25 protein-coding genes and 1 pseudogene are annotated in these 26103 nt (G+C 68.4%); 11 read left to right on the plus strand and 15 right to left on the minus strand.

Going from position 1 to position 26103, the window contains the following annotated elements:
* Positions 1-19: 19 nt before the first annotated feature.
* Positions 20-1027: an LLM class oxidoreductase gene (locus tag ABIE38_RS06430; RefSeq protein ID WP_354054596.1), complete on the minus strand. Its 1008-nt coding sequence runs from the start codon at positions 1025-1027 to the stop codon at positions 20-22.
* A gap of 119 nt (positions 1028-1146) precedes the next feature.
* Here ABIE38_RS06430 and ABIE38_RS06435 point away from each other — a divergent pair, with 119 nt between their 5' ends.
* Positions 1147-2475: a cation:proton antiporter gene (locus tag ABIE38_RS06435; protein WP_354054597.1), complete on the plus strand. Its 1329-nt coding sequence runs from the start codon at positions 1147-1149 to the stop codon at positions 2473-2475.
* 46 nt (positions 2476-2521) lie between these two features.
* On the opposite strand, the gene ABIE38_RS06440 is transcribed toward ABIE38_RS06435, so the two are convergent.
* Together ABIE38_RS06440 and ABIE38_RS06445 are read right to left on the minus strand one after the other, a co-directional pair.
* Complete coding sequence (locus ABIE38_RS06440) at positions 2522-3142, minus strand: DUF2238 domain-containing protein (RefSeq protein ID WP_354054598.1); 621 nt, start codon at positions 3140-3142, stop codon at positions 2522-2524.
* Positions 3139-4035, minus strand: coding sequence for an endonuclease/exonuclease/phosphatase family protein (locus ABIE38_RS06445; RefSeq protein ID WP_354054600.1), 897 nt, complete (start codon positions 4033-4035; stop codon positions 3139-3141). The genes ABIE38_RS06440 and ABIE38_RS06445 overlap by 4 nt, the downstream gene beginning before the upstream one ends.
* A 53-nt stretch (positions 4036-4088) precedes the next feature.
* Between ABIE38_RS06445 and ABIE38_RS06450 the strand changes: the two genes are divergently transcribed.
* On the plus strand, positions 4089-5081 hold the full coding sequence (locus ABIE38_RS06450; protein ID WP_354054601.1) for a pseudouridine synthase: 993 nt from the start codon (positions 4089-4091) through the stop codon (positions 5079-5081).
* Here ABIE38_RS06450 and ABIE38_RS18095 read toward each other — a convergent pair.
* From ABIE38_RS18095 to ABIE38_RS06465, 4 genes and pseudogenes are all read right to left on the minus strand, one after another.
* Positions 5020-5697, minus strand: a complete 678-nt coding sequence (locus tag ABIE38_RS18095; RefSeq protein ID WP_502914736.1) for a dihydrofolate reductase family protein — start codon at positions 5695-5697, stop codon at positions 5020-5022. The genes ABIE38_RS06450 and ABIE38_RS18095 overlap by 62 nt on opposite strands.
* Before the next feature lie 57 nt (positions 5698-5754).
* Positions 5755-6216, minus strand: a pseudogene (locus ABIE38_RS18100) (SRPBCC family protein); the annotation flags it as partial.
* Between the two features lie 3 nt (positions 6217-6219).
* Positions 6220-6561, minus strand: a complete 342-nt coding sequence (locus ABIE38_RS06460; RefSeq protein WP_354054605.1) for an ArsR/SmtB family transcription factor — start codon at positions 6559-6561, stop codon at positions 6220-6222.
* Positions 6562-6643: 82 nt separating this feature from the next.
* The gene (locus tag ABIE38_RS06465) at positions 6644-8407 is read right to left on the minus strand and encodes a lipase family protein (RefSeq protein WP_354054607.1); all 1764 of its coding nucleotides are present in this window, start codon (positions 8405-8407) and stop codon (positions 6644-6646) included.
* 529 nt (positions 8408-8936) lie between these two features.
* Between ABIE38_RS06465 and arfB the strand changes: the two genes are divergently transcribed.
* Positions 8937-9380, plus strand: a complete 444-nt coding sequence (gene arfB, locus ABIE38_RS06470) for an alternative ribosome rescue aminoacyl-tRNA hydrolase ArfB (protein WP_354054608.1) — start codon at positions 8937-8939, stop codon at positions 9378-9380.
* 45 nt (positions 9381-9425) lie between these two features.
* On the opposite strand, the gene ABIE38_RS06475 is transcribed toward arfB, so the two are convergent.
* Positions 9426-10202, minus strand: a complete 777-nt coding sequence (locus tag ABIE38_RS06475) for an isocitrate lyase/PEP mutase family protein (protein WP_354054610.1) — start codon at positions 10200-10202, stop codon at positions 9426-9428.
* Between the two features lie 349 nt (positions 10203-10551).
* On the opposite strand from ABIE38_RS06475, the gene ABIE38_RS06480 reads away from it, so the two are divergent.
* The 3 genes from ABIE38_RS06480 (at position 10552) to ABIE38_RS06490 (ending at position 14471) form a co-directional block, all read left to right on the plus strand.
* Entirely contained in the window at positions 10552-12786 is a 2235-nt protein-coding gene (locus ABIE38_RS06480) for an NADP-dependent isocitrate dehydrogenase (protein ID WP_354054612.1), read from the plus strand.
* 142 nt (positions 12787-12928) lie between these two features.
* On the plus strand, positions 12929-13135 hold the full coding sequence (locus ABIE38_RS06485; RefSeq protein ID WP_182637949.1) for a dodecin: 207 nt from the start codon (positions 12929-12931) through the stop codon (positions 13133-13135).
* Positions 13136-13355: 220 nt separating this feature from the next.
* A complete protein-coding gene (locus ABIE38_RS06490; RefSeq protein WP_354054811.1) occupies positions 13356-14471 on the plus strand; it encodes a Rossmann-fold NAD(P)-binding domain-containing protein in 1116 nt (371 codons plus the stop codon).
* On the opposite strand, the gene ABIE38_RS06495 is transcribed toward ABIE38_RS06490, so the two are convergent.
* A complete protein-coding gene (locus ABIE38_RS06495; RefSeq protein WP_354054614.1) occupies positions 14460-15002 on the minus strand; it encodes an AAA family ATPase in 543 nt (180 codons plus the stop codon). The genes ABIE38_RS06490 and ABIE38_RS06495 overlap by 12 nt on opposite strands.
* A gap of 162 nt (positions 15003-15164) precedes the next feature.
* Between ABIE38_RS06495 and ABIE38_RS06500 the strand changes: the two genes are divergently transcribed.
* Positions 15165-15683: a nucleoside deaminase gene (locus ABIE38_RS06500; protein WP_354054616.1), complete on the plus strand. Its 519-nt coding sequence runs from the start codon at positions 15165-15167 to the stop codon at positions 15681-15683.
* 43 nt (positions 15684-15726) lie between these two features.
* Here ABIE38_RS06500 and ABIE38_RS06505 read toward each other — a convergent pair whose 3' ends face one another.
* Together ABIE38_RS06505 and ABIE38_RS06510 are read right to left on the minus strand one after the other, a co-directional pair.
* Entirely contained in the window at positions 15727-16380 is a 654-nt protein-coding gene (locus tag ABIE38_RS06505; protein ID WP_354054618.1) for a mismatch-specific DNA-glycosylase, read from the minus strand.
* On the minus strand, positions 16377-16739 hold the full coding sequence (locus ABIE38_RS06510; protein WP_354054619.1) for an iron chaperone: 363 nt from the start codon (positions 16737-16739) through the stop codon (positions 16377-16379). Before ABIE38_RS06510 ends, ABIE38_RS06505 begins: the two co-directional genes overlap by 4 nt.
* Before the next feature lie 86 nt (positions 16740-16825).
* Here ABIE38_RS06510 and ABIE38_RS06515 point away from each other — a divergent pair, with 86 nt between their 5' ends.
* On the plus strand, positions 16826-17398 hold the full coding sequence (locus ABIE38_RS06515; RefSeq protein ID WP_354054621.1) for a YdeI/OmpD-associated family protein: 573 nt from the start codon (positions 16826-16828) through the stop codon (positions 17396-17398).
* 153 nt (positions 17399-17551) lie between these two features.
* Here the strand turns inward: ABIE38_RS06515 and ABIE38_RS06520 are convergent, their stop codons facing one another.
* Both ABIE38_RS06520 and ABIE38_RS06525 read right to left on the minus strand, forming a co-directional pair.
* The gene (locus tag ABIE38_RS06520; protein ID WP_354054623.1) at positions 17552-18079 is read right to left on the minus strand and encodes a DUF1877 domain-containing protein; all 528 of its coding nucleotides are present in this window, start codon (positions 18077-18079) and stop codon (positions 17552-17554) included.
* A gap of 139 nt (positions 18080-18218) precedes the next feature.
* Positions 18219-19166: a LysR family transcriptional regulator gene (locus ABIE38_RS06525; RefSeq protein WP_354054624.1), complete on the minus strand. Its 948-nt coding sequence runs from the start codon at positions 19164-19166 to the stop codon at positions 18219-18221.
* A 124-nt stretch (positions 19167-19290) separates the two neighbouring features.
* Between ABIE38_RS06525 and ABIE38_RS06530 the strand changes: the two genes are divergently transcribed.
* Positions 19291-20283, plus strand: a complete 993-nt coding sequence (locus tag ABIE38_RS06530; protein ID WP_354054626.1) for a putative oxygenase MesX — start codon at positions 19291-19293, stop codon at positions 20281-20283.
* A 20-nt stretch (positions 20284-20303) separates the two neighbouring features.
* A complete protein-coding gene (locus ABIE38_RS06535) occupies positions 20304-21341 on the plus strand; it encodes a methionine synthase (protein ID WP_354054628.1) in 1038 nt (345 codons plus the stop codon).
* Positions 21342-21551: 210 nt separating this feature from the next.
* Here ABIE38_RS06535 and ABIE38_RS06540 read toward each other — a convergent pair whose 3' ends face one another.
* Positions 21552-22943: a DUF2252 domain-containing protein gene (locus ABIE38_RS06540; protein WP_354054629.1), complete on the minus strand. Its 1392-nt coding sequence runs from the start codon at positions 22941-22943 to the stop codon at positions 21552-21554.
* A 445-nt stretch (positions 22944-23388) separates the two neighbouring features.
* Positions 23389-24468: a redox-regulated ATPase YchF gene (gene ychF, locus ABIE38_RS06545; protein ID WP_354054631.1), complete on the minus strand. Its 1080-nt coding sequence runs from the start codon at positions 24466-24468 to the stop codon at positions 23389-23391.
* A gap of 111 nt (positions 24469-24579) precedes the next feature.
* Here ychF and ABIE38_RS06550 point away from each other — a divergent pair, with 111 nt between their 5' ends.
* On the plus strand, positions 24580-26094 hold the full coding sequence (locus ABIE38_RS06550; RefSeq protein WP_354054633.1) for an AI-2E family transporter: 1515 nt from the start codon (positions 24580-24582) through the stop codon (positions 26092-26094).
* Positions 26095-26103 lie beyond the last annotated feature (9 nt).

Below are 26103 nucleotides of genomic sequence, written 5' to 3' on the forward strand. Positions count from 1 at the left end.
CTCCGTCCCGCCGCTGAGGCTAGTGGGCGAGCGCGGGAAAGTGGGGCACGACGTGGTCGGCCAGCTCGTGGACGACCTCCCGGATCGGCCGGCGGGACGCCGCGACCCCCAGCAGGACGTGGTTGACCCCGATCCCCTGCAGGTCCGCCAGGTGCTCGACCAGACGCCGGTGACCGATCCGGAATCCGAAGCCGATCGGCGAGGCCGCCTCGTCGGGGTCCTCGGCCAGGTCGATCTGGAGCGATTGCGCGAAGGGACTGAACACCTCGTCGTCGTCGGATCCTCCCTCCCGGCTCGCTGTCACCACCTCGCGCCACCGCGCGGCGGTCCGGCGCTGCGCGTCGAAGTCACGCGGGTAGGTCAGCCATCCGTGCCCGTGAGCGGCCAGGTAGGCGATGCTCTGCTGACACGAGCCGGTCATGATCACCGGCACCGACGACGCGGTGGGTTTGGGGACCACGTCGGCGCTGTGCATCCAGCCCCCGGACCAGCGGATCCCGCGCATCTCGGTGGTGAGGGCGTGGGTCATCACCGTGAGGTTCTCCCGGAACCTCTCCCCCCGCCGCCCCTGCTCCAGTCCGAACGCGCGGAACTCCTCCGGCCGGTCTCCGGAGGCCACACCCAGCAGGAACCGGCCACCGGAGAGACGGTCGAGGCTGGCCGCGGACTTGGCCACGTGCAGTGGATGGCGGACGGGGAGCACGACGGCCGCCGTCCCGAGGGCGATCCGGCTGGTGTGTGCGGCCACGTACGCGAGGAACACCCACGGATCGTAGATCTGGCCCACGTCGCCGAACGACGGAACGCGAAGCGGGATGTCCCGGGCGTAGAGGGCGGCGAATCCTCCGGCCTCCGCGGCCCGGGCGACCTCGATCTGTCCGGTGATGTCCGAGGCGTCGCCGCGGTCGGCCCGCGTGTGCAGCGGGAATCCCAGCCCGAGGGTCAGTCGCCCCGCACCGAACGTGCGACGGAAGCCCGGAAGCTGCCGGGGGTCACCGTCGGACACGTCGAGCGGCGAGGTGGTCATGTGCCCCACCCTCGCACGACCCGGTCGACTCCGGTCGACTCCGGTCGACTCCGGTCGACGGCCTCGCGCCCGCCCCGCTGGACTAAGCTCTCCTTCATCAACCTAGTGAGAGGCCGGACGTGACCACCACCATCCTGGCCGCCGAGGCGTCCCCCACCGAACTCGTCTCGCTGTTCTGGATCGTCCTGGCCGTCTGGGCGGCACCGGTGCTGTCCGGGTTCACCCGCTCGTTCATCCCGGGCGTGGTGCTCCTCCTGGTGGGCGGGATGGTGATCGGACCCAACGGACTGGACCTGGCGGTGGAGTCCGGCGGGGTCGCGCTCCTCGCTGAGCTCGGGCTGGGGATGTTGTTCCTGCTGGCGGGGTTCGAGCTCGAGGTCTCCACCCTCACCGGGCGCAGCGGACGACGGGCGGCCGGGACCTGGGTCGTCAGCCTGATCCTGGCCGCCGGGGTGGGGTGGATGGTCTCGGGCCGCTGGGAGACCGCCGTGGCGATCGGGCTCCTGCTCACCTCCACTGCCATCGGGACCCTGCTGCCCATCCTCAAGGGCTCCGGTCACGACAGCACCCCCGTGGGCCGGGCCGTGCTCACCCACGGCGCGGTGGGGGAACTGGGGCCGATCCTCGTGATGGCGGTACTGCTCGGTACCCGCAGCATCGAGTCCTCCATCGCCGCGGTCGGGCTGTTCGGGCTGGCCGCGCTGGTGATCCTGGCGGTGCCGGCCCGACTGCTCCACATCCCCGCGCTCGGCCGGGCACTCCTGCAGGGCACCACCTCCACCGGTCAATTGGCCATGCGCACGGTGATCCTCCTCCTGGCCACCATGATGGTCGTGGCCACGGTGTTCGGTCTGGACGTGGTGCTCGGCGCCTTCGCCGCGGGCATGATCCTGCGCCGGCTGGTCGACTCCCTCGGGGCACACCTGCGCGGTGGTGGCCAGACCCCGGACCGCGGTCTCGCCGCGATCCTGCTCCGTCAGCTGGAGACCGTCGGCTACACCCTGTTCATCCCGGCCTTCTTCGTGGTGTCGGGGATGGGCATCGACCTCGGGGCCGTGGCGGCGACGCCGTGGGTGCTCGTGGCGGCAGTGGTGAGCATGCTGGTCCTCCGCGGCGGAGGGGTGTGGCTGGGCGAGACCGTCACCCGGGCGAGCCCCGGGCTCGACGGACCGCGGGAACGGGCGCGGGTGGGTCTCTACGCGGCGACCGGTCTCCCGATCATCGTGGCGGTCACCGAGGTCGCGGTGAACAACGGGCTGATGACGGGAGAGATCTCCTCCGTCCTTGTGGCGGCCGGGGCGGTCACCGTCCTGCTCTTCCCCCTCCTGGCGGAGGTGGTGCGGGCCGGAGCCCCGGCCGGTCGACCTGGTACAACGCCACCGTCACCGGAGGGCCCGGTCACCCCGGGGCCACGGGGGGACGACGACGACGCGGACGGCGTCCGGTGAGGCCCGGCGGCGGGGACATCCCGTGGACGCGCTCCGGGTCTATCGCCTAGCGGCGGGAGCTCGCCTCCGAGGACACGCGCTCGGGCCGTTCGGTGGTCATCAGCACACGCGGCCCGTGGGCCAGGAGCAGTCCCGCGGCCAGCGCGCCGAGCCCGCCCGCGGCCATGTCCCCGATCGTGTCGTCGAGAGTCACGTAGATCCGGTCCGTCAGGAAGGTGTAGCCGAACCACTCCACCATCTCCCACAGTGCGCCCAGGGCCAGGCCGAACGTCGTGGTGAGCGCCACCGACCCCGCCGCCGGGACACCCCTGTCACCGGGTGTCGGCACGATCCCGCGGTGGGCGAGGAACAGGTGCGTCACCACCGCCAGCGCTCCGGCGCACACGAAGTGGACCACGATGTCCCACCACCAGATGCGCGTGTACAGGTCGAAGACGTTGCTCCAGGCCGCGACGAGCAACGTGACCGACACCGCGGTGTCCGCCCACGGCCTCATCCCGACGAAGCGCGGGAGCATCAGGCCGGGCAGCGCGAACGCGACGATGGCCGCGTCCGTCAGTCCGTGGAGCAGCAGGGCCACCAGGACGCTGAGGGCCCCGAGGATCCGCAGCGCGTCCGCCGCCATGCGCACGCGGTTCTCCGCGGGCCGCAGGAAGTTGTCGATCACGCGGCGACACCCCCTCGGTCGAGACGCACGACGGCGTGGACGGGCAGATGGTCCGACGCCCACACGCCGCCGGGCCGCAGCGGGTTGACCGCGGCGTGGGTGACCCTAAATGCTGACGAGGCGAGTATCCAGTCGATGCGTTCCCCGTTCCTCCGCGGGGCGCGGTAGCCGGTGTACGTTCCCCACTCCTCGCTCGCGCGGGTCCGCGCGCTGTGCCAACTGTCGACCAGGGTTCCCTCCCGGATCAGCTCGCGGACCGCCGCGCCGCCCGGGCCCGTGTTGAGGTCGCCTGTCACCACGGCCGGACGGTGGCGAGTGGACGACGGGTCGCCGGCGGACACCAGGTCTCCGATCGCCCGCGCCGAGCGGAGACGGGAGCGCGCGGAGAACGGGTCGAGGTGGGTGTTGATCATGAGGAAGCCCCGTGAGGTCCGGCGATCGCGGAAGTCCGCCCACACCATGACCCGGGGGATGAGGTTCCCCCAGGACGCCGATCCCGCCCGCGTGGGCTGATCTGACAGCGCGATCTGATCCCAGTCGAGCAGATCGAGCCTGCCCGAGTCGTAGAAGATCGGCGAGGCCTCGCCACCGCCGTCAGCGCCCCGACCGCGGCCGACGACGGCGTACCCGGGACCCAGGGCGTCGAGCATCACCGTGGTCTGCTCACGCAGCACCTCCTGCGCGCCGAGAACCGTCGGCCGCTCGGCGGCCAGGAGCGCGTGTACCGCGGGGGCGCGCCGGCTCCACCGGTCGGACGGCCGCGCCACCACGGCCGGGACCGGACGGCGGACGTTCCAGCTCATCACGTGGAGGTCGGGTTCGGTCACCGGTCCGATGAGGTACGAGGGCTCGGGCCGCGCGGCCGGGGCGGGGCCGGGGTCGTGCGACGCCATCGTGCGGTCCTCGAATCCTGTGCGGGTGGTGGATCCCCAGTGTATTGGGGAGGATGGCGCTCGTGCCGATGCCGTCGCCCCTGCCCGTGAAGGACGGGGTCGGGCCCACGCGGCTCCGGGTGCCGACGGCCGGGCCGTGGTCGTCGATCGCCGAGTACGTGGTCGAGAGGTTCGATCACCTCGACCCTGCCGATCTGCACCGCCGCTTCGCCGCCGGCGATTTCGTGGGCGCCGACGCCCGCCCGGTCGGCCCCGCGGCGCCCCTCGGTTTACACGAGTTCATCTGGTATCACCGCGAGTTGCCGGCGGAGGACCCGCTCCCCGTCCACGAGGAGATCGTGCACGTCAGCGACGATCTGGTCGTGGTCGACAAGCCCCACTTCCTCCCCACCACCCCGACGGGCAGGTTCCTGCGCGAGTCCGCACTCGTCCGTCTCCGGGTCCGTCTCGACAATCCCGATCTCACCCCGGTCCACCGTCTGGACCGCGCCACCGCCGGGCTGGTGATGTTCTCGGCACGGCCGTCCACACGGGGCGCCTACCAGACACTGTTCGAACGACGAGAGGTCGCCAAGGTCTACGAGGCGGTCTCGACGCGGCCGTCGGGCTGGGATCCGCCCACGCCGGAGATCTCCGGGCGACCGGTCCCCTTCCTCCACCGCGACCATCTCGAGAAATTGCGAGGCCACCGACGGGTCGTCGTCCGCCCCGACCTCCCGCACAACACCGAGACCCTCGTCGACGTCCTCGGTGCGGGCACGAGCGCGGCCGGGCGCCCGGTCCTGCACACGATCCTGCGTCCCCGGACCGGCCGGTTGCACCAGCTGCGGGTCCACCTGGCGGCGCTGGGGATCGCGATCCTGGGTGATCGCCGATACCCCGAGCTGCTTCCGGAGATCCCGGATGATCACTGCCTGCCACTGCAGCTGCTCGCCGGGGAGCTGGCGTTCACCGACCCGCTCTCGGGTGAGCCCCGGCGGTTCGTCACCCGCCGGAGGTTGTCCGAGGCCCCGGTGTGCGGCGACGCCAGAAGCTCAGGTGGATGACCCCGCTCGGTGAGCTGGTCGACTCGATGTGGAATCGCTCCTCGAGCCCCTCCACCCCGTCCCACAGCCGTTCCCCCCGGCCCAGGATGACGGGCACCACGACGATGTGCATCTGGTCGATCAGGTCCGCCCGGAGGAACTGCCGGATCGTGCTCGCTCCCCCGCCGATGCGGATGTCCAGGCCACCGGCCAGCTCGCGCGCGGCGTCGAGCGCCGCGGCGGGGTCGGCGTCCATGAAGTGGAACGTGGTGCCGCCGTCCAGCTCCAGCGTCGGCCTGGGGTGATGGGTCAGGACGATCACCGGGGTGTGGAAGGGCGGGGTGTCTCCCCACCAGCCACGCCACGTCTCGTCCGCCCAGGGGCCGCGGGTGGGGGAGAACTTGTTGCGGCCCATGATCTCCACCCCGATACCCGTGTTCCACCGGCTCGCGAACGCCTCGTCGACCCCCACCGAGGCCTCCCGGTCCCCGTGGAACCCCATGTCCTGGAAGGTCCGTGTCGTTAGCGCCCACTCCAACAACCGGTGCCCGGCGTGACCGAAGGGCGCCTCGTGGCACTGCCCCTCTCCCGTTCCGAACCCGTCCAGCGAGACCGAGAAGTTGTGGACCCGGACCAGTTGCCTCCGGACTCCCGCATCCCCGTCTGCGGCGGCGAGCTCCGCGACATGGGCCGCCAGATTGGCCAGGGTCTGCTCGCCGCCCTCGACGGCGTGATACTCCTCCGCCGCGCGATCGCGGAGCTCCCTCGTGGGGAACACCGTGCGGAACTCGACACGGGTCCCCCGGCCGTCGGGCTCGAAGTGCAGGACCGACTCGAACGCCTCCGGATCCTGCGCGGACTCGCCGTGCAGTAGCGCGATCCGCTCCGAGGGGACGATCTCGCGCCAGGTGATCCATTCCTGGTAGTCGGTTCCGTCCGGGCCGTGCATGACGAAGTCCCACACGCCGCCCTCGCGGAACTCGAAGGAGCGGGTGGTGGTGGTGAATCCCTCCGGTCCCCACCACCGCGCCAGGTGCTGCACCTCGGTGAACGCGCGGAACACCAACTCGCGTGGCGCGTCGATGTACCTGGTGATGGCGATCTCGCGGTCCGCGGTCGCCGACCCGGCCGGGTCCCCTCGCCTGTTCTCCCCCATGGTCTACTCCTCCTGCTCGGCCCGCGCCATCTCGCGGACGTAGTCGTCCAACCTGTCGAAGCTCTCGTTCCAGAACCGCTCGAATCCGCCGACCCACTCGTGGACGGGCCGGAGCCCGCCGGGGTCGAGGTGGTAGATGCGCTGCTTGCCCTCACGCCGATCGCGCACCAGGCCGACCTCGCGGAGCACCCGCAGGTGCTTGGAGGCACCGGGCTGGGTGATCCCCAGCTCGAGGGCGACCTCGGTCGCCGGCCGCTCGCCCTCCCGCAGTAGGACCAGGATCTCCCTGCGCTGGGGTTCGGCGATCGCGTTGAACACATCCGAGGTCGTCGCTGCCCGTGCCATGGGCGCAATCATATTCCTATATGGGAAAGTGTCAATTGGGCGTCCGCTCCCCCACCTGCGTCCGCTCCCCGCCTGCGCCCGCTCAGCAGGTGGGTGTGGGCGCCGCTCGGTTCCAGCTGTCGAGGGTCCAGCTCACGAGTTGCGGGGTCAGTGGGGAGTCCGCGGCGACCAGCCCGTTGTGGTCTCGGCCGGGGTAGGTCCGGTAGTCGAGCGGCTCGCCGTCCGCGCACCGTGCATCCACCCAGCGCTGCTGCATCGCCGGCTTGACCAACGGGTCGGCGAGCCCCTGGGCGATCAGCACCGGTGCGGGCCACGGCCCGGTCGGCGAGTTCTCCCTCAACGCCGCACCCAGGTCGCCGTCGAGAACCGCGTCGGGAAACACCTGCTCAGGGATCTGGGTGCCGCGCACGAGAGCAGCGATCGCGTCCTGTTGGTTGAAACACAGCTCGCCGATCTTCTCCACGCCGTGCGCGGTGCCGGGGTTGAGGTGCCCGGCGAGATCCAGCTCGGGGTAGACCTCGTTCCACGACTGCGCGATGTAGGCGGAGACCGTCTTGCCTCCCACCTCGTCCTTGCTCATCTCGGCGAGCGAGTAGAGGTCCGTGGCGGGAGCCATCCCGGCGATCCCCAGAAGGGTCAGCTCGGGGGCGTAGTCCTCGGCGATCTGACCGGTCCACAGCGCACCGTGCCCGCCCTGCGAGTGCCCCCAGACAACGGTGTCGCTGCTCAGGGTCACCCCGTCGAGCTGCTGCGCCGCGCGGGAGGCGTCGAGGACGTTGCGCGCCTCCACCTGACCCACCAGGTACGGGTGTATCCCCGGGGTTCCCAGCCCGACGTAGTCCGAGATCACCCCCGCCCAGCCGTGCTCGGTCACCATCTCTGTGAGCGCGGCGCCCGCCCCATCGGCGAACGGGGTGGGGCTGAGGGACGGCGCGCAGCGCGGGACGATCCCGGTTGTCCCGTGCGCCACACTGAGCAGCGGGAGCGCGTCCGTGCCCCGGTCGGCCGGCGCGATGACCGCGCCACTGACGGCCACCACGGTGCCGTCCGGGGCTGTGCTGGTGTAGAGGATGCGCCAGGCGTCGGCCCCGGCGGGGACCCCGGCGCTGAGCGTCTCGGCCCGCAGCAGCACACCGGGCTCGGTGGGCAGGGGTTCGGAGGAGGTGTAGAAGTCGTCGGGCGCCGGGCGGTCGTCACCGCGCAGCAGCAGGGCGCTGCCGACGGCGAGCGCGGCCACCAGCAGGAACACCGTCACCGCGAGGATGGTCCGCCCCCACCTGCGCAGACGCCCCGATCCGGCCCGCGAGGCGGCGCGTTCCCGGCGGCGGTGGAGCACCGGGTCCATGAGCCCGCGGAGCCCCACGAACACCAACCACGCACCCACACCGAATGCGATCAGCTCGATTGCCAGAACCGGCCAGACCAGGCACAGCAGACCCAACAGAACCGAGGCGGCGCCGCTGAACACCCCCGCCACCCGGCGGTCGGTCTCGCTGCGGATCGCGGCCATGATCGTGTGGACACCGTGGACGATCAGCGCGGTGACCATGACCCACAGCAGACTGCGGATACTGGCCGACTGCCAGACGAGCACCACGATCCCGGCCGCGGCCGTGGCGACTCCGGTGAGGATCCGCGCCCACCGGTTCGAGTGTCCGGCGCCGTCGACGCCGAGCACCGTCGCCAGTCCGACGACGACGAGGCCGGCACCCGCCAACCTGACGATATCCGGGAGGGCGAGATGGGCGAGGATCAACACCGCACCCGCGGCGATCGACACCATCGCCAACACGATTCCGACGACCCGCCTGGTCCGACCGGACCGATCGTCACCCATCTCGCTCATCGTCATCCCCTCGCGGTGGGCTCAGGTCGTCGCGCCGTCGGCACGGACCGCCCTCGAGTGAAGATATCTGTTATCCGCACCGGTCCAGGTGGAACAGTCTGCTTTGATGGCGCCGTGGATGCCGCCCGCATAGCGCCCCTGCTCCTGATGACTCTGTCCGCGTTCCAAGCCGGTCTGGCAGCTGGGGCCCCGTGGGGACGCGCTTCATTCGGCGGCACCCACCCGGGCGTGCTCCCACCCCGTCTCCGCGTGGTCAGCGGGATCGCGTCGCCGGTGTATCTCGCCGCCGCTGTGGCGCTCCACTCCGAGCGCACACCGCCACGCGCACGCGACTACGTCTCGCGCGCCTGTGTGGGCGTCGGAACCGCGGGCGCCGTAGTGAACGCCATCTCGCCGTCGCCACCCGAGAGGGTCTGGAGCGTGTTCTCCCTCGCCCTCGCCACCGCATCGTGGCGCGAACTCCGGCGCCGGCGACGAGCGCTCTGGAGCGCGTTATGCCGGGGATGCCGGCGGCGGCACACTGGAGACCATGGACGACCTGAGAGTGGCCCCCGGCCCGGGCATTCCCGACGGTCTCCACGTGCCCGCGGGCGAGCTCCTCGAGCAGTTCTCCCGTTCCTCGGGGCCGGGCGGTCAGGGCGTCAACACCGCGGACTCCCGTGTGCAGCTGAGCCTGGACCTGGCCACCACCACGGCGCTGAGCGAGGTCCAACGCGCCCGTGCGCTCGACCGCCTCGCGCCGTCGCTCGCCGGCACCGTCCTCACCATCGCGGCGTCCGAGCACCGGTCCCAGAGGCAGAACCGGAGGGCCGCTCGGGACCGGCTCGCGACCCTGCTCCGTGACGCACTGGCGCCGGAGGTCGTCCGGCGGCCGACACGGCCCACCTACGGATCGCGCCTGCGACGCCTCGACGCCAAGAACCGACGCTCGCAGGCCAAAGCCGGCCGCCGGCGCCCGAGCGCGTCGGACTGAACGACCGACGAGCCGCCTACCCGGGCACGACCGCTGTGCTGCGACCTACTGGTCGGGGGAAATCCAGTGGGACAGCTGCTCGGTGGAGACCTTCGTGAGCCACATCTGCCACAGCGGGCCGAAAGACACTCTGCGCACCCCCAGGTTCCGCAGGACGTCCAGGTCCCCGGCCCCGTGACCCTTCACGGGATGGGCGGTCACATTGACCGGGATCGACACCGCGCCGACCAGCCTGGTCACCTGGTCGGCGGACGACAGCCCCACCGGGTAGACCGAGCGCGCCCCGGCCTGCTCCATCAGCACGATGCGCTCGGCCGCCTCGGCGAGGGGATCGGAGAAGACCTCGCCGCCCAGCTTGACCGCGTCGGTGCGGCCGTTGATGACGAAGGGCACTCCGGCGTCGTCCGCCGCGCGGCGGGCGCCCGCGATGTAGTCGGCGTGCTCGTGCTTGTCCCGGACCCGGTCACCCTCGCCGTGGACCACGTCCTCGATGTTGGCCCCCACCGCCCCGGCCTCGAGCAACCGCGAGATCAGCTCGTCCGGACCGAGTCCGTACCCGGACTCCACGTCCGCGCTCACGGGGATGTCGACCGACTCGGAGATCCTGCTCACCACCCTGAGGTACTCACCGAAGTCCATCTGCTCGCCGTCGGCGCTGCCGATGGCGTCGGCGACCGGGTGGCTTCCCACCGTGAGGCCGTGGAACCCCACGCCCGCGGCGGTCCGGGCACTCCAGGTGTCCCAGACGGTCGGGAGGACCACCAGGTCACCCGAATCGTGTAGCGCGGCCAGTTCCCGTGCCCGTGCACCCACATCGGTCATCGTCGACGCCTCCTCGGCAGTAGCGGTCGTCCCTCGACACTAGGCCTGAGTCGTCCCTCGACACCAGGCCTGAGAGGACCGACCCGACACCGCCAGGAAGCTGTCGCACCGCGGGGACGGACCGACCCGGGACGCCCCGGTCGGGGTCACCGCCGCCGGAAAACGCCGCGGACGCGTGCGTCGTGCGCCACAGTGCAGGGTGACGCCGAGACGATCACCGAACGCGCATGTGCACCGACCGATCACACCGGGGGCTATGGCAACGCCGACCCGACTCGGGTGATGATGGTGCAGGCGTGCTGATGCCGTTCCACAAGAACACGATCAGCCTGAAACGAAAAGAGCCGACATGACCCAAGGCAGACAGAAGATCATCTACACCCTCACCGATGAGGCACCACGACTGGCCACGGAGGCCTTCCTCCCGGTCGTCCGTACCTTTACCGACGCCGCCGACATCGATGTGACGACGAGCGACATCTCGGTGGCCGCCCGCATCCTGGCCGCGTTCCCCGATCGGTTGACCGATGAGCAGAAGGTGCCCGACAACCTGGCCGAACTGGGCGAGCTGACCCACGAGCCCGGCACCAACATCATCAAGCTCCCCAATATCAGCGCCTCGGTCCCGCAGCTGAACATCGCGATCGCGGAACTCCAGGCCAAGGGGTACGACATCCCCAAGTACCCGTACGACCCGCAGACCCCGGAGGAGATCGAGGCCGCCGAGCGACTCTCGGCGTGTCTGGGAAGTGCCGTCAACCCGGTGCTCCGGCAGGGCAACTCGGACCGCCGCGCCCCGAAGGCGGTCAAGGAGTACGCCCGGGCCAACCCCCACTCGATGGGTAAGTGGTCGATGGCGTCGCAGACCCACGTCGCGCACATGACGCACGGCGACTTCTACGCCGGCGAGAAGTCGATCATCCTCGACCGCGCCTGCGACGCGCGCATGGAGGTCGTGACCCCGGACGGCGAGACCCACGTCCTCAAGACGGTCCCCCTCGAGGCCGGCGAGGTCGTCGATTCGATGTTCATGAGCAAGAAGGCGCTCCTGGAGTTCTACGAGGAGCAGCTCAACGACGCCAAGGAGACCGGCGTCATGTTCTCGCTCCACGTCAAGGCGACCATGATGAAGGTCAGCCACCCCATCGTGTTCGGCCACGCGGTGAGGGTCTTCTACAAGGAGGCGTTCGAGAAGCACCACGACCTGTTCGACGAGCTCGGCATCAATGTCAACAACGGCATGGTCGACCTGTACGACAAGATCGCTTCGCTCCCCTCCTCCAAGAAGGAGGAGATCATCGAGGATCTGCACCGGTGCCACGAGCACCGGCCGGAGCTCGCGATGGTCGACTCGGCCCGCGGCATCACCAACTTCCACTCCCCCTCCGACATCATCGTCGACGCGTCGATGCCCGCGATGATCCGCATCGGCGGGAAGATGTACGGTGCGGACGGCCGCAAGAAGGACACCAAGGCGGTCATCCCGGAGTCCACGTTCGCGCGGATCTACCAGGAGATCATCAACTTCTGCAAGACCAACGGGGCGTTCGATCCCACCACGATGGGCACTGTCCCGAACGTCGGACTCATGGCCCAGAAGGCCGAGGAGTACGGAAGCCACGACAAGACCTTCGAGGTGCAGTACGACGGGGTCGCGAACATCGTCGACTCCGCCACCGGCGAGGTCCTGCTGTCCCAGGACGTCGAGGCCGGTGACATCTGGCGCATGTGCACCGTCAAGGACGCGCCGATCCGCGACTGGGTGAAGCTCGCCGTGGACCGTGCCCGCGCCTCGGAGATGCCGGCCGTCTTCTGGCTCGACCCGTACCGCCCGCACGAGAACAACCTGATCACACTGGTCAAGAAGTACCTCGCCGACCACGACACCGAGGGCCTGGACATCCAGATCATGTCCCAGGTGCGTGCCATGCGCTACACCCTCGAGCGCGCGTGGCGGGGCCTGGACACCATCTCGGTGACCGGAAACATCCTGCGCGACTACCTCACCGACCTGTTCCCGATCCTCGAGCTCGGGACCAGCGCCAAGATGCTGTCAATCGTGCCCCTGATGGCGGGCGGCGGACTGTACGAGACGGGCGCGGGCGGTTCGGCGCCGAAGCACGTCCAGCAACTGGTGGAGGAGAACCACCTGCGGTGGGACTCACTCGGCGAGTTCCTCGCCCTCGGCGCGAGCCTGGACGATCTGGGGCGGAAGGACGACAACCCCAAGGCCACGATCCTGGCCAAGACGCTCGACACCGCCACCGGCAAGCTGCTCGAGAACCGGAAGGGGCCGTCCCGCGTCACCGGTGAGCTCGACAACCGGGGTAGCCAGTTCTGGCTCGCGCTGTACTGGGCCCAGGAGTTGGCCGACCAGACCGACGATTCGGACCTCGCGGCACACTTCGCTCCCCTGGCCGAGAAGCTGACCGCCGACAAAGACACGATCCTCGGTGAGTTGCTCGACGCCCAGGGCAAGGAGGTCGACCTGGGGGGCTACTACCAGCCCGCAGTCGACAAGCTGCGCGAGGTCATGCGGCCCAGCGAGACCTTCAACGCCGCCCTCGAGAGCCTCGGCGGCTGACTCGACAGCTCGCTTGTACGACCTGATCGCCCCCGTCGGCCGCGCGCCGGCGGGGGCGGTGTCGTACGGGGCGGTGTCATTTGGCGCGGTGGGAGCACCTGTCGCGGTAGGGTGAGCCAGGTCACACAACCTGGAGGGCACCATGAACCACGTCTACAGCGTCACCGAGATCGTCGGCTCCTCCCCCGATGGAACGGACGCCGCGGTCGCCAATGCGATCGCCGAGGCCTCCAAGACTCTTCGCAACCTCGAGTGGTTCGAGGTCCAGTCCGTCCGCGGGAAGCTGGATGGCGACCGGGTGGCCCACTGGCAGGTGACCATCAAGGTCGGGTTCCGGCACGAGTCCTGAGCGTCATCGGACCTTCCCCGCAGGCCGCTCCCGCTCGGCGACCGGCCGCTCCCGTGTCCGGCCGCATATAGTCGGACCAGGAGCTGGATTCGGTTCCCTGATGATGGGAGTCCGGATGCCCGGAACCGCTCACCCGCCCGCCACCACCTCCGACGCCACGGGGGATAGTGCTTCCCCGGGAGGCGAACTCCTCACCCTCGGTCTACTCGCGAGCTCCACCATGGAGAACGAGCGACGACTTCCGATACATCCTCGCCACCTCGACCGCATCGACCCGGATATCCGGGCGAAGATGATCGTCGAACGTGGGTACGCGGCCGACTTCCAACTCGAACCCGGTTATGTCGAATCGCGTGTGGGGAGGGTCGCGGAGCGCGCCGAGGTGATCGACGCCGCGGACGTGCTGCTGCTACCGAAACCCCAGCTGGGCGAGATGGCCGACATCCCGCAGGGTCGCGTCCTGTGGGGGTGGCCGCACTGTGTGCAGGACACCGGATTGACGCAGACCGCGATCGACCGCCGGCTCACCCTCATCGCCTTCGAGTCGATGAACCACTGGACCCGGCAGGGCGACTTCAGTCTGCACGTGCTCCACAAGAACAACGAACTCGCCGGCTACTGCTCGGTCCTGCACGCCCTGAGCCTCACGGGGTCCACCGGCTACTACGGGCCACGGCTGAGCGCGGTGGTGATCGGGTTCGGCGCCACGGCCCGCGGGGCCGTCACCGCACTGAACGCCCACGGGATCCACGACATCCAGGTCCTCACCCAGCGAGGGGCCACAGCGGTGGGGTCGCCGATCCACAGTGCCCACATCACCCAGCTCAACACCGACGAGGGCGCGACCCACCTCAGCATGGTTCCCACCGAGGACGGCGACGTCCTGCTCCCCACGTTCCTCGCCTCGCACGACATCGTGGTCAACTGCACGCTCCAGGACGTCACGGCCCCGTTGACCTACCTACGGACTGTGGACCTCGAGGAATTCGCCGCGGGCAGCCTGATCATCGACGTCTCGTGCGACGCCGGAATGGGCTTCGAGTGGGCGGTGCCCACCGGGTTCGAGGACCCGATGTTCACCGTCGGCCGGGGTGTGAACTACTACGCCGTCGACCACAGTCCGTCCTACCTGTGGAACTCGGCGACGTGGGAGATCAGCCAGGCGCTCCTGCCCTTCCTGCGCACGGTCTTGGAAGGGCCGGCGGCCTGGGATGAGGATCTCACGATCTCCCGCGCCATCGAGATCCGCGAGGGGACCATCGAGAACCCGCATATCCTGGCGTTCCAGGGGCGTGCCGCCGACTTCCCCCACGCACTGATCGAGTCACCGGCCTGAGCGGAGGGTCTCGACCATTCGGTGAACCGGCCGGGAGGTGCGCAGGCGGTGGAAGTCGAGATGGCGGTTCCGCGGATCACTCATGGCCGCCTGGTAGCGGTCCCGGGTGCGCGGGTAGGACGTCCACGCCCACCACAGGATCGACTCCTCTCCCCGCCAGAACAGCAGTCCGCGCCAGTTCTCCCGGTTGCCGTTCCACAGCTCCTGCCCGGTGACCACGCGGCCGATGGTGCGGCTCAGCGATCGCCACATCGCCACCGTGCGGGACGGGTTGACCCAGACGACCGTGTCCGCGCGGTCCCAGACCATGGTGCCGATCTTGCCGCGGTAGTTCCCGTCCACCACCCAGGCGTCCGGAGCGATCGCCCACTGCACGATCTCGCGCAGCTCGTCCGCCGAGGCCGCCGTCCAGTCAGGCCCCCAGTGCAGTGCGTCCAGCTCGATGTGCGGCACACCCAGGACTCCTGCGATCCGCCTCGCCGTCGTCGTCTTACCCGACCCGGAACTACCCACCACCAGCACCCGACGCACCCCGGCTCCCTCCGTTCTCACGTGGCGCCCGGACCGGAGTGGACCCCGCCGAGCCGCGCACCGACGTGTCCCGAGGGTAGCGACGCGCCCGCTGACCATAGCTCGGTACCTCGACGCTGGCGACAGGGCAGGATCGGACTGACAATTCCTTCAGGAGGCACCGTGAGCACCACACCAGGATCCCGGCCCGTCGGGGCCGACGACCTCGTCCATCTGCGCAGCTGCGTGGACCTCGCGAGGCAGGCGTTGGCGGCCGGGGACAAACCGTTCGCGTCGGTGCTGGTGGACGAGTCCGGAGAGGTGCGGTTCGCGGATCGCAACCGCGAATCGAGCGGGGACGCCACCAGGCATCCGGAGTTCGCGATCGCCCGATGGGCGGCGGAGAACATGCAGCCCGAGGAGCGCGCGTCCAGCGTCATGTACACCTCTGGCGAGCACTGCGCGATGTGCAGCGCCGCGCACGCGTTCGTCGGCCTCGGGCGCATCGTCTTTGCCTCCAGCGGGGCCCAGTACGCGGGGTGGAAAGCCGATCTCGGCGTGGACCCCGGGCCGCTCGCCCCGCTCGGGATCACCGACGTGGTCCCGGGACTCCCCGTCTCCGGTCCCGTCCCCTCGCTGGCGGAGGAGATCAGGGTTCTGGTCGAGGAGTCCTTCCGGGCAGGTCGCCGAAAGGACAGCTGAGGGCGACCGGCACCGCAGGGACGTCGGCTGACCACGGGCCGCCTCAGAGCGCGTCGGGATCCCCACTCTTCTCCACGGCATCCCAGACCCGACGCCAGTGGGCGGCCAGGGAATCGAGGGTCTCGTGCGCGTTCAATCCACTGGGCTGCGGCAGCACCCACAGCATCACGTCGCCGGGCCACCCCGGAACATCCGAGGTGTCCTGCTCCCCGTAGCCGGCCTTCGGTCGCGCGAACGCGGTCCGGAAGGCCGTGATCCCCGCGACGGCGACCACCCTGGGCCCCAGTTTCCCGGCGAGGGTGGCCACCCGGGCCGCACCCGCACGCAGCTCCTCACGGGTGAGCTCGTCGGCCCGCGCGGTCGCCCGGCCCACGAGGTTCGTCATGCCGATGCCCCGCGAGAGCAACTGCTGCTCGTCTGCGGCCGAGAGCCCGGCAGCGGCGTCGAACACGTGATCGGTCAGCCCCGCCCGGTGCAGTGACGGCCAGAACCGGTTCCCCGGCCGCGCGAACGGGGCGTTGACGGCCGCCGTCCACAGCCCCGGGTTCACGCCGACGATGAGCAGTCGCAGCCGCTCGGCGTCCGCGGGCAGGACGTCGTCGACCGCGTGCGGGTCCTCCGTGGCGAACCGGGCGAGCTCGTCGCGCCTCGGACGGCGCCCACCCAAGGGAGAGGGACGCCGCGGGACGCCGGTCACGACCGTCCGGCGTCGATCTCGCGCTGATGCACGCGGACGAGGTCACGGATCAGGTCGTCGGGAAGGGGCGTGGCCAGCGTGAACTGGATCGCGTGCGCGGTGGTCGTGTAGTTCCCGAGCCGATCCTTCAGCTCCTCGATCGCCCACGAGGAGGGGTAGAAACTCATGTGCTTCTTGGAGGAGGTGAAGTACACCAACGCGCGGTTCTTGTACTTGAGCGTCGGCATCCCGTAACTGATCGTCTCTTCGGTGTCAGGAACGAGTTGCTTGACGAGCGCCCGGATCCGTTCGAGTTCCGCGCGGCGCGCCGGGTCGAGCACGCTCAGATACTCCTCGACGGTTGTCGCCTTCTCAGCCATGGTGCGAGGCTAGCGCGTGAAACCACCCGGGCGGGCGCGACGCATAGAGGACACGCTCAGGCCTCTTCACCTGACAGGCTGGGACCATGAGCCCGACGGACAGCCCTGACGCACCATTGATCGTGGCGAACGTCGAACGGTGGCGCGAGTGGCTGATCACGAACGACGAGAGCTGCGACGGGATCTGGCTGATGCTCGCCAAGAAGGGGGTCACCTCACCCACCTCGCTGTCCTACCAGGAGGCGCTCGAGGAGGCGCTGTGCAGCGGGTGGATTGATGGCCAGCGCAGGTCGCACGACGAGAAGACGTTCGTGCAACGGTTCACCCCCCGCCGCGCGCGCTCCATCTGGTCACTGCGGAACGTCGAGATCGTCGCCCGCCTCGCCAAGGACCGGAGGCTGCGGCCGCGGGGCGTCGCCGAGATCGAGCGGGCGAGGTCCGACGGCCGCTGGGACCGCGCCTACTCCGGCTCCGCGACCGCCCAGATCCCCGAGGTCCTCGCCGCCGCGCTCGAGGCGACGCCGGCCGCCGGGGCTGCCTTCGCCCGACTCACCCGCGCCGAGCGCTACAGCGCGATCCACCCTCTGCTCGTGGCCCCGGACGACTCCGCCCTGCAGCGACGGGTCGGACGGCTGATCTCGCGGCTCACGTCACCGTGAACAAGTCCCCCACGCGACATGATGTGACGACGACGAGGGCGGCAGTCGCCACGGCGAGACGGCCGGCATGTCCGACAGTTCCCCCAGGTCCGGCTTTCCACTGCGTCGATTCTCTTGTCTACACCGTTGCAGCCGAAGACGCTCGAGCTCTCGCTATCCGATCATGTAGGCGAAGCCCCGGCCCGACTTCTCCAGTCCGCGGAGGAAACGCCTCGCCCGGCCCAGGTGGAACTCCACGTACTGAGCTTCCGATTCCACTTCTTGGACCGAGTCGCTGTCGTGGCGGGTGAACCAGGGGACAAAGTCCGCGCGGGTAATCGCGTCCAGATCGTCGGCTATCCGGGCGATGTCTCCGGGCGGGATCGCTCGCACCCACGGCAGCCATACCTCCCAGCCGTCGAGAGGCGTCACCTCTCCTTCGAACATCCGGTATGCCGGCCTAGGCTCTCCGGCTGGGTCGGACGGTTCCGACATCCTCTGGAGATTTCTCCACGCCTTGTCAAGGTAGAGCATGTCTTCCTCCGCAGGCCCCTGCTGAAAGTCGGTCGTACCCTTGGTGAAGCCGTGGGGCAGACCGACGGCGTCCGCGAACGGGTCGGGACTGATGTGAGCCCGTGGGTCGGAGAGCACCGCCTGCGTGATCTCGGCGTCGAAGGCGTATGCGTAATAGCGGATTCCCATGCGTCCAGCATCCAACCGCCACGAGGGATTCGGTAAGCCCTCCAAGTCGATCTGTGGACAACAATCGCGGGAGGTTTTCGCCTGTGCGAAACCTCCGAATAATTTCGGCAACGGTGTATACGCAGAGCGCCGGCCCAGTTCACGGGGAATCGAGCAGCTGAATTCCGTAGTCGGCGACGACGGCCCGCACCTCGGTGAGGTAGCGCTGCGCCTGCGCAGTGAGCGGGATCCCGGAATGGCTGATCCAGCCGATCTCGATGCTCTCGTCCACGTCGAGCGGGATGGCGACGATCTCTGGGTCGAGGTCGTCGCTGACGATTCCGGTGGAGATCGTGTACCCGTCGAGACCGATCATGAGGTTAAAGATGGTCGCGCGGTCGGAGACCCTGATCTCTCTCTTGCTCGACCGGGTGGAAAGGATCTCCTCAGCGAAGTAGAACGAGTTGTTCGCGCCCTGGTCAAAGGTGAGCCTGGGCAGGTCCGCGAGGTCGTCGAGGGTGACGCGTTCCCGGGATGCCAACGGGTTCTGCCTGGAGATGAAGATGTGCGGCAGGGCTGCGAAGAGTGGGTGGAAGACCAGGCCGGAATCGCGGAGAAGCTTGTCGATGACCTTCCGGTTGAAGTCGTTCCGGTAGAGCACACCCACCTCGCTGCGGAGGGTCCGGACATCCTCGATAATGTCCCAGGTTCGAGTCTCACGAAGCGAGAACTCGTACTGTTCCGCCTCGCCGGATCGCACCATCCGAATGAACGCCTCGACCACGAACGAGTAGTGCTGCGCCGACACCCCGAGCAGTCGGCGGGACGGCGGCTGACCGAGGTAGCGCTGCTCCAGTAGGGACATCTGCTCGACCACCTGCCTGGCGTAGCCGAGAAACTCCGCTCCCTCGTCGGTCAGCGTCACTCCTCGGGCGGATCGAACGAGCAGGGTGCGACCCACTCTGTTCTCCAGGTCCTTCATGGAGGCGGACATGGTCGGCTGGGCGACGTAGAGCAGCTCCGCAGCGCCGGTGATCGAGCCTTCCGCCGCGACCTCGATGAAGTAGTGCAGCTGCTGGAGGGTGATTCCCCTGGATTCTCGATGCATAGCTCAAGGCTATATGTATCCATAACAAATGGTAGTTACCCGATGACTGAACTGGGACTGCAGGATGGGGCACAGATTTTCCGCCGCGCCGAGCCCGGCCGATCACGACCCGAATTGGACGCACATGTCGAACGAATTCACGTATCGCATCACCACCACCCGCTTCGACGAGAACTACTCACCGTCGGAGAATTCCCGAACCACTACGAACTTCGCGAACCTGGCCCGAGGCGAGCACCGTCAGCAGAACCTTCGCCGGACCCTGTCGATGATCAACCATCGGTTCAATGACCTCGCACGCCGGGACAATCCGACCGGGGACCGCTACACCGTCGAGCTCGAGATCGTCTCCGCCGAGCTGCAGTTCAACTCGAAGGGCGAGGACCACCGGTTCCCCCTGATCGAGATACTGGATATCCAGATCGTCGATCGGGACACCGGAGCCCGCATCCCCGGGATCGTCGGGAACAACTTCTCGTCCTACATCCGCGATTTCGACTTCAGCGTTCGACTGCCGGCGGTCAACGAGGGCAGCTCCGAGTTCATCGTGCCCGGTGACTTCGGCGACCTGCACGGCAAGTTGTTCCAGCACTTCCTCGACTCCGAGGCCTACCGGGCGCGCTTCGAGGTGGATCCCGTGATCTGCATCAGTGTGGCCACGAGCCGGACTTACCGCCGGACCGGACACCACCATCCGACCCTTGGTGTCGAGTACCAGCAGGACGACTATTCGTTGACCGACGAGTACTTCCGCAAGATGGGTCTCCAGGTCAGGTACTTCCTGCCGCCCGGCGGTGTCGCCCCGCTCGCGTTCTACTTTCGCGGGGATCTGCTTAGCGATTACACCGACCTGCAGCTCATCGGCACGGTGAGCGTGATGGAGACCTTCCAGCGGATCTATCGGCCGGAGATCTACAACGCGACCTCCCCCGCCGCAGAGATCTACCGACCGACCCTGGAAGAGCAGGACTACTCGCCCACCCCGATCATCTACGACCGTGTCGAGCGCAGTCAGCTCGCGAAGAAGCAGGGCACGTACACGGAAGAACGCTTCATGAAGCCCCACCGAGAGCTCCTCGAGCAGTGGGCCGCCCGCTACCCCGTTCTCGTCGGATGACCACCGGAGGAAAGTCGACCATGAATCAGATCCTGCCCACGTCCATCGTCGGCAGCCTGCCCAAGCCCTCGTGGCTCGCCCAACCTGAGACCCTCTGGGCGCCCTGGAGGTTGCAGGGCGATGAGTTGGTCGAGGGTAAGCAGGACGCGCTGCGTATCGCCGTGAAGGAGCAGAGCGATCGCGGAATCGACATCGTCAGTGACGGTGAGCAGACCCGTCAGCACTTCGTGACGACCTTCATCGAGCATCTCGACGGGGTCGACTTCGAGCAGCGCGAGACGGTTCGGATCCGCAATCGTTACGACGCGAGTGTGCCCACCGTGGTCGGTGCGGTGAGCCGCTCCAAGCCGGTCTTTGTCGACGACGCGAGATTCCTACGGCAGCAGACCGATCAGCCGATCAAGTGGGCACTACCCGGCCCCATGACGATGATCGACACGCTCTACGACGGCCATTACAAGAGCCGCGAGAAGCTGGCGTGGGAGTTCGCGACGATCCTCAACCAGGAGGCGCGAGACCTGGAGGCTGCGGGGGTCGACATCATCCAGTTCGACGAGCCCGCGTTCAACGTCTACTTCGATGAGATGAGGGACTGGGGCGTGGCGACGCTGGAAAGGGTGACAGAGGGAGTGCGCGCGGAGACCGCAGTGCACATCTGCTACGGCTACGGGATCAAGGCGAACACCGACTGGAAGGCCACCCTCGGTTCGGAATGGCGCCAGTACGAGGAGTCGTTCCCCCTCCTGCAGCAGTCCAGCATCGACATCATCTCCCTGGAGTGCCACAACTCCCGTGTCCCGATTGACCTCGTCGAACTGGTCCGCGGCAAGAAGGTCATGCTCGGGGCGATAGACGTGGCCAACGAGAAGGTCGAGACTCCGGAGGAGGTCGCCGCCACGCTCCGCAACGCCCTGCAGTTCGTCGACGAAGACAAACTCCTGCCCAGCACCAACTGCGGCATGGCGCCCTTCTCCCGGGACATCGCACTGGCGAAGTTGAGCGCGCTCAGCGCGGGCACGCGCTTCGTTCGTGAGGAGCTATCGGCCATTAAGCCCTGACCTACCGGCGCCGCAACTCACCGGTTAGCGGGAGCGTCGTCGGACCGTAGCTCCTCGACGATGCCCGAACCGGTCTGAGAACGGCGGCGACCCTGGTTGCCGAGGCCAGACGGGGCCGCCACTGAAGTGCTGAGGATCAGACGTTGAAGCGGAACTCCACCACGTCGCCATCGTGCTTGAAGTACTGAACCACCGCCACACGGGTCCGAGTCAGACGCCGGTCTCCGCCTGGAGGCGTCCGGACGCGACGGCCCGACGTAGCTGCTCGAAATCGGCCTCGGCGATATCGGCGTAGGCGGCCGACCATGCCGCCGTCGCCTCGGCGAACTCTTCGGATCGTCCAAGGTAACCCACGACCGCGGCCGAGGCAGGAGACTGCCCGTGCGCCCGAGCCAGGAGCGCAGCACACAGCGAACCGTAGGAGCAGAACTGGTCGGCGTCGAGCGTGGCCGGCTCGATCGACCCCTTCATGTCGCGGAACTGCCTCCAGTAGTAGTCCACCCGGTACCGGTCTGCGGAGTCACCGGCCCAGCCGCGCATCCAACCGACGAAAAGATCGGAATTGGCCTGCAATATCCGCTGGGCGGCGACGACGCGGTGACCCTCGATGAAGTCCGTCACGCCGGGGCGACCCGGGACGATCGATCGGCGGCCCCCATACGTCGTCAGGACGGAGGGCGGAGCCTCCTTGACCTGGAGGAAAAGGATGTCGCCGGTGGGGCCTTCGACGGCGACGAGGTAGCAGCGGGTGCCGACGCTGCCGACACCCACGACCCGCAGAGCGAAGTCGACAACGCGGTACTGCTCCAATAGGAACGCTATATCTTCGCGCAGGGTAGCGCGGTATTGGGTGAAGAGATCAGTGACCTCACCCAAGGTCGCGTGGTCGACGTGGCGCAGGACGGGAGGTTGATCGACTATGCGAATGCCGCCGTCGACCGAAATGGTCGTCAGGCGATGCAGGAGCCGTTCGGAGGTGCGTGCGCGGGCCTTCTTGGCCGCTTTGCGAACCGTCCGCTCTCCTCTCTCCCCGAGGTGGCGAGCGACCGAGGACGTGTCGACCCGGGTGTAGTAGCGCTCCCGGGTCGAGAGGCGGCAGTATGCCCGCAACGTCTTGCGATAGGCGTCGGCCGCGGCGAAGGCCGCGGCGCGACATGCGTCCTCGCTCAAGCCGATATCGCGTCCGCTAATGTGCACGCTCGCGGTGAGCCGACGCACGTCCCACTCCCACGGCGCGACACCGCCCTCGTCGAAGTCGTTGAGGTCGAAGACGAGCGCGCGTTCGGGCGAGGCGAAGAAACCGAAGTTTGAGATGTGGGCGTCCCCGCAGGAGACGACCTCGAGGTCGGTGGTGGGTGCCCCGCGCATGTCGGCCGCCATGACCGCCGCCGTGCCCCGGTAGAACGAGATCGGGGATTGCAGCATCCGTCCAACCCGCACAGGCACGAGGTCCTTCAGTCTCGACGCGTGCTGTTCCTCAAGGATGCCGAGGGGATCCCGGTCGACGGGAAGGACCAGCTCGGCCAAACTCCGCCGCGGTAGACGCTTGCGCACCCGACGCCCGGCTTCGTTCGCGGATGACCGTCGCTCGCCATTGCCCATGTCGCAGGCTACCGCTTTACGGCCTGCGACGGGTGGCGGACGGTGACATCCGTCGTCGCGACTCGCACGCGGTGGATGTGACCGAATGCGGCGGCGAGGGCGGAAATGTCAGTTGTGTTGAAACGTGAACTCGAACACGGCGCAGCTCGAGAACGGCCGATCACCTGACATCGCATCTCCCCAACGACCCAGGTGTTTAAGCGGAACTTCACCCTGCTCCGTCGCCCGGAAACTGATGGACTGGAGCAAAGCGCAAGTAAGGTGAAACTGTCATCGCAGTACCGGCTAATGAGGCAGGCTTCGTGGTCGGGGTCCAGTCCTGGACCAATGTCGCGGTGATTGACGTAGATGCCCCTCCCGGCCAATCGTGACGTAGACACGAGGCTGTGCGCACGCGAAGAAGGCACTATTCGAGTGCGTGCAGGTCATGGACAATCAAACGTTCCTACACGTTGAACCTGAACTCCACCACGTCACCGTCGGCCATCACGTAGTCCTTGCCCTCCATGCGCACCTTCCCGGCGGCCTTGGCGGCGGCCATGGAACCCGCGGCGTCGAGGTCGGAAAAGGACACGATCTCGGCCTTGATAAAGCCCTTCTCGAAGTCGGTGTGGATCACGCCGGCGGCCTTGGGGGCGGTGTCGCCCTTGCGGATCGTCCAGGCGCGCGACTCCTTGGGTCCGGCCGTGAGGTAGGTCTGCAGCCCGAGGGTGTGGAAACCGGCGTGGGCCAACGCGTTCAGGCCCGGCTCATCCTGACCGATCGACTCCAGCAGCTCCATGGCGTCCTCTTCCTCCAACTCGCGGAGCTCGGACTCCACCTTGGCGTCGAGGAACACGCAGTCGGCGGGAGCCACGGCGGCGCGGAGCTCGGCCTGACGCTCGGCGTCGGTCAGCACGGCCTCGTCGGCGTTGAAGACGTAGAGGAACGGCTTGGCGGTCATCAGGTGCAGGTCGCGCAGCAGGGTGCGGTCCACCTCATCCTGCGCCTTGAACAGGGTCCGGCCGTCCTCGAGCACGGCCTGCGCCTTGCGGATCTCCTCGAGCTGCGGAAGCAGGGACTTGTCCTTGCGGGACTCCTTCTCCAGACGCGGAACGGCCTTCTCGAGGGTCTCCATGTCCGCCAGGATCAGCTCGGTGGCGATCACCTCGATGTCGGCCATCGGGTCGACCCTGCCGTCCACGTGGATCACATCCGGGTCGTCGAAGACGCGCACGACCTGGCAGATGGCCTCGGCCTCGCGGATGTTGGCGAGGAACTTGTTGCCCATGCCCTCGCCGGTGCTGGCGCCCTTGACGATGCCGGCGATGTCCACGAACGACACGACCGCCGGCAGGATCCGCTCGGAGCCGAAGATCTCGGCCAGACGGGCCAGGCGGGGATCCGGCAGGTCCACCACGCCGATGTTCGGCTCGATCGTGGCGAACGGGTAGTTCGCGGCTAGCGCGTCGTTGTTCGTCAGGGCGTTGAACAGGGTCGACTTACCGACGTTGGGCAGTCCGACGATTCCGAGGGTGAGGCTCACGAGGCCCGAGTCTACGTCCCGCCCCCTCCGTACCCCCTGCCCGCCACCCTGCCCGCCACCCCGGCCGGTCAGAGGGAGCGCGCCCGCGTGACCTCTGACAAGATGTGTGGCATGAGTGACGAGCCGAAACCGCCTCCTCCAGTCGGGACAGACGAGGAGCACGTCGACCGGTCCGTCCTCATCGGTCTCGGCGGGCGATGGGTCACCGACTGGGCGCTGCGCCTGGCCATCCTGCTCATCGCGGGATGGCTGCTGAGCCAGATCGGTGGCGCGCTGTGGGTGGGCATCCTGCCGATCCTGCTCGCGCTCATCGTGGCGACGGTCCTCTGGCCCCCCACGGGATGGATGACCAGCCACGGCGTCCCCAAAGCACTGGCCGCCCTCATCTCACTCCTCGGGTCGCTCGGAGCCGTCGCGGGCGTCCTCGCCCTGATCGCCCCGTCGATCATCGATCAGAGCGTCCAGCTGGCGGATCAGGCCTCAGAGGCGATCGTCGAGGTCCAGGACTGGCTCCGGGGCCCGCCCCTCAACATCCGCGACGAACAGCTCGACAGCGTGCTGGGCCAGCTCAGCTCGACACTGCAGGACCGCGGTGACCAGATCGCCAACGGCGTGTTCACCGGTGTGACCGCGGTGGGCTCGCTCCTCATCACCTTCGTCCTGGTCCTGGTGCTCACGTTCTTCTTCATCAAGGACGGCCCCCGGTTCCTGCCGTTCGTGCGCCGGATCGCCGGCCGCAACGCCGGCCGCCACCTCACCGAGGTCCTCACCCGCAGCTGGAACACCCTCGGCGGCTACATCCGGGCCCAGGCGATCGTCTCGTTCGTCGACGCCTTCTTCATCGGCCTGGCGCTGGTCATCCTGGGCGTGCCGCTGGCGTGGGCGCTGGCGGTCATCACCTTCCTGGCCGGGTTCATCCCCATCGTCGGTGCGTTCACGGCCGGCGCGCTGGCGGTGCTCATCGCGCTGGTGGCCAACGGCCTGACCACCGCGATCATCGTGCTGGTCGTGATCATCGCGGTGCAGCAACTCGAGAGCAACATCCTCCAGCCGATCCTGCAGTCGAAGGCGATGAACCTGCATCCGGTGGTTATCCTGCTCGGGGTGGCCGCGGGCGGCACCCTGTTCGGCATCGTCGGGGCGTTCCTCGCGGTGCCGATCCTGGCGGTGGTCGCCGTGATGCTCCGCTACCTCGGCGAGCAGATCGATCTCCGGACCGGGGACGTCACCGCGTCGGACCTCGCGTCCGCCACCGACGAGGGTCGTCTGACGGCCTGGCTCGGCGAGATGTCGAGTTCTCGGTTCGCTCCGCTGCGCAAGAGCAGCAGCGCCATCATGGCGGGGATCAAGGACACCCGACCGGGACAGGTCCACGGAGCCCCGGACAGCGGCTCCGTCGGTACGACCGGCCCGGGCGATTCGGTCGTGGGGACCCTCGAACTCGACGACGACGAGGTGGTCCCGCCGGATCCGGATGCCGACGATCCGTCCGCTGACCAGGCGAACCCTCCCACGGGGCCCGTCGACCCGAGGGCTGTCTACGGTAACCGGCCCTCGCCCTCGGAGAGCAAGCCCAACGCGCTACGGCGCTTCGGCAGATTCCTCGCTCGCCGACTCGAGAGTTAGAGTCTCATC

It is taken from the genome of Dietzia sp. 2505 (assembly GCF_040546785.1).
Taxonomy (GTDB): Bacteria; Actinomycetota; Actinomycetes; order Mycobacteriales; family Mycobacteriaceae; genus Dietzia.

Excerpts from the sequence above, each read along its gene's own strand:
- ABIE38_RS06430 (WP_354054596.1), bottom strand. The coding sequence starts at position 1,027 with ATGACCACCTCGCCGCTCGACGTGTCCGACGGTGACCCCCGGCAGCTT.
- ABIE38_RS06445 (WP_354054600.1), bottom strand. The coding sequence starts at position 4,035 with ATGGCGTCGCACGACCCCGGCCCCGCCCCGGCCGCGCGGCCCGAGCCC.
- ABIE38_RS06450 (WP_354054601.1), top strand. The coding sequence starts at position 4,089 with ATGGCGCTCGTGCCGATGCCGTCGCCCCTGCCCGTGAAGGACGGGGTC.
- ABIE38_RS06460 (WP_354054605.1), bottom strand. The coding sequence starts at position 6,561 with ATGGCACGGGCAGCGACGACCTCGGATGTGTTCAACGCGATCGCCGAA.
- ABIE38_RS06465 (WP_354054607.1), bottom strand. The coding sequence starts at position 8,407 with ATGAGCGAGATGGGTGACGATCGGTCCGGTCGGACCAGGCGGGTCGTC.
- arfB (WP_354054608.1), top strand. The coding sequence starts at position 8,937 with ATGGACGACCTGAGAGTGGCCCCCGGCCCGGGCATTCCCGACGGTCTC.
- ABIE38_RS06475 (WP_354054610.1), bottom strand. The coding sequence starts at position 10,202 with ATGACCGATGTGGGTGCACGGGCACGGGAACTGGCCGCGCTACACGAT.
- ABIE38_RS06480 (WP_354054612.1), top strand. The coding sequence starts at position 10,552 with ATGACCCAAGGCAGACAGAAGATCATCTACACCCTCACCGATGAGGCA.
- ABIE38_RS06485 (WP_182637949.1), top strand. The coding sequence starts at position 12,929 with ATGAACCACGTCTACAGCGTCACCGAGATCGTCGGCTCCTCCCCCGAT.
- ABIE38_RS06490 (WP_354054811.1), top strand. The coding sequence starts at position 13,356 with ATGGAGAACGAGCGACGACTTCCGATACATCCTCGCCACCTCGACCGC.
- ABIE38_RS06510 (WP_354054619.1), bottom strand. The coding sequence starts at position 16,739 with ATGGCTGAGAAGGCGACAACCGTCGAGGAGTATCTGAGCGTGCTCGAC.
- ABIE38_RS06515 (WP_354054621.1), top strand. The coding sequence starts at position 16,826 with ATGAGCCCGACGGACAGCCCTGACGCACCATTGATCGTGGCGAACGTC.
- ABIE38_RS06520 (WP_354054623.1), bottom strand. The coding sequence starts at position 18,079 with ATGGGAATCCGCTATTACGCATACGCCTTCGACGCCGAGATCACGCAG.
- ABIE38_RS06525 (WP_354054624.1), bottom strand. The coding sequence starts at position 19,166 with ATGCATCGAGAATCCAGGGGAATCACCCTCCAGCAGCTGCACTACTTC.
- ABIE38_RS06530 (WP_354054626.1), top strand. The coding sequence starts at position 19,291 with ATGTCGAACGAATTCACGTATCGCATCACCACCACCCGCTTCGACGAG.
- ABIE38_RS06535 (WP_354054628.1), top strand. The coding sequence starts at position 20,304 with ATGAATCAGATCCTGCCCACGTCCATCGTCGGCAGCCTGCCCAAGCCC.
- ABIE38_RS06540 (WP_354054629.1), bottom strand. The coding sequence starts at position 22,943 with ATGGGCAATGGCGAGCGACGGTCATCCGCGAACGAAGCCGGGCGTCGG.
- ABIE38_RS06550 (WP_354054633.1), top strand. The coding sequence starts at position 24,580 with ATGAGTGACGAGCCGAAACCGCCTCCTCCAGTCGGGACAGACGAGGAG.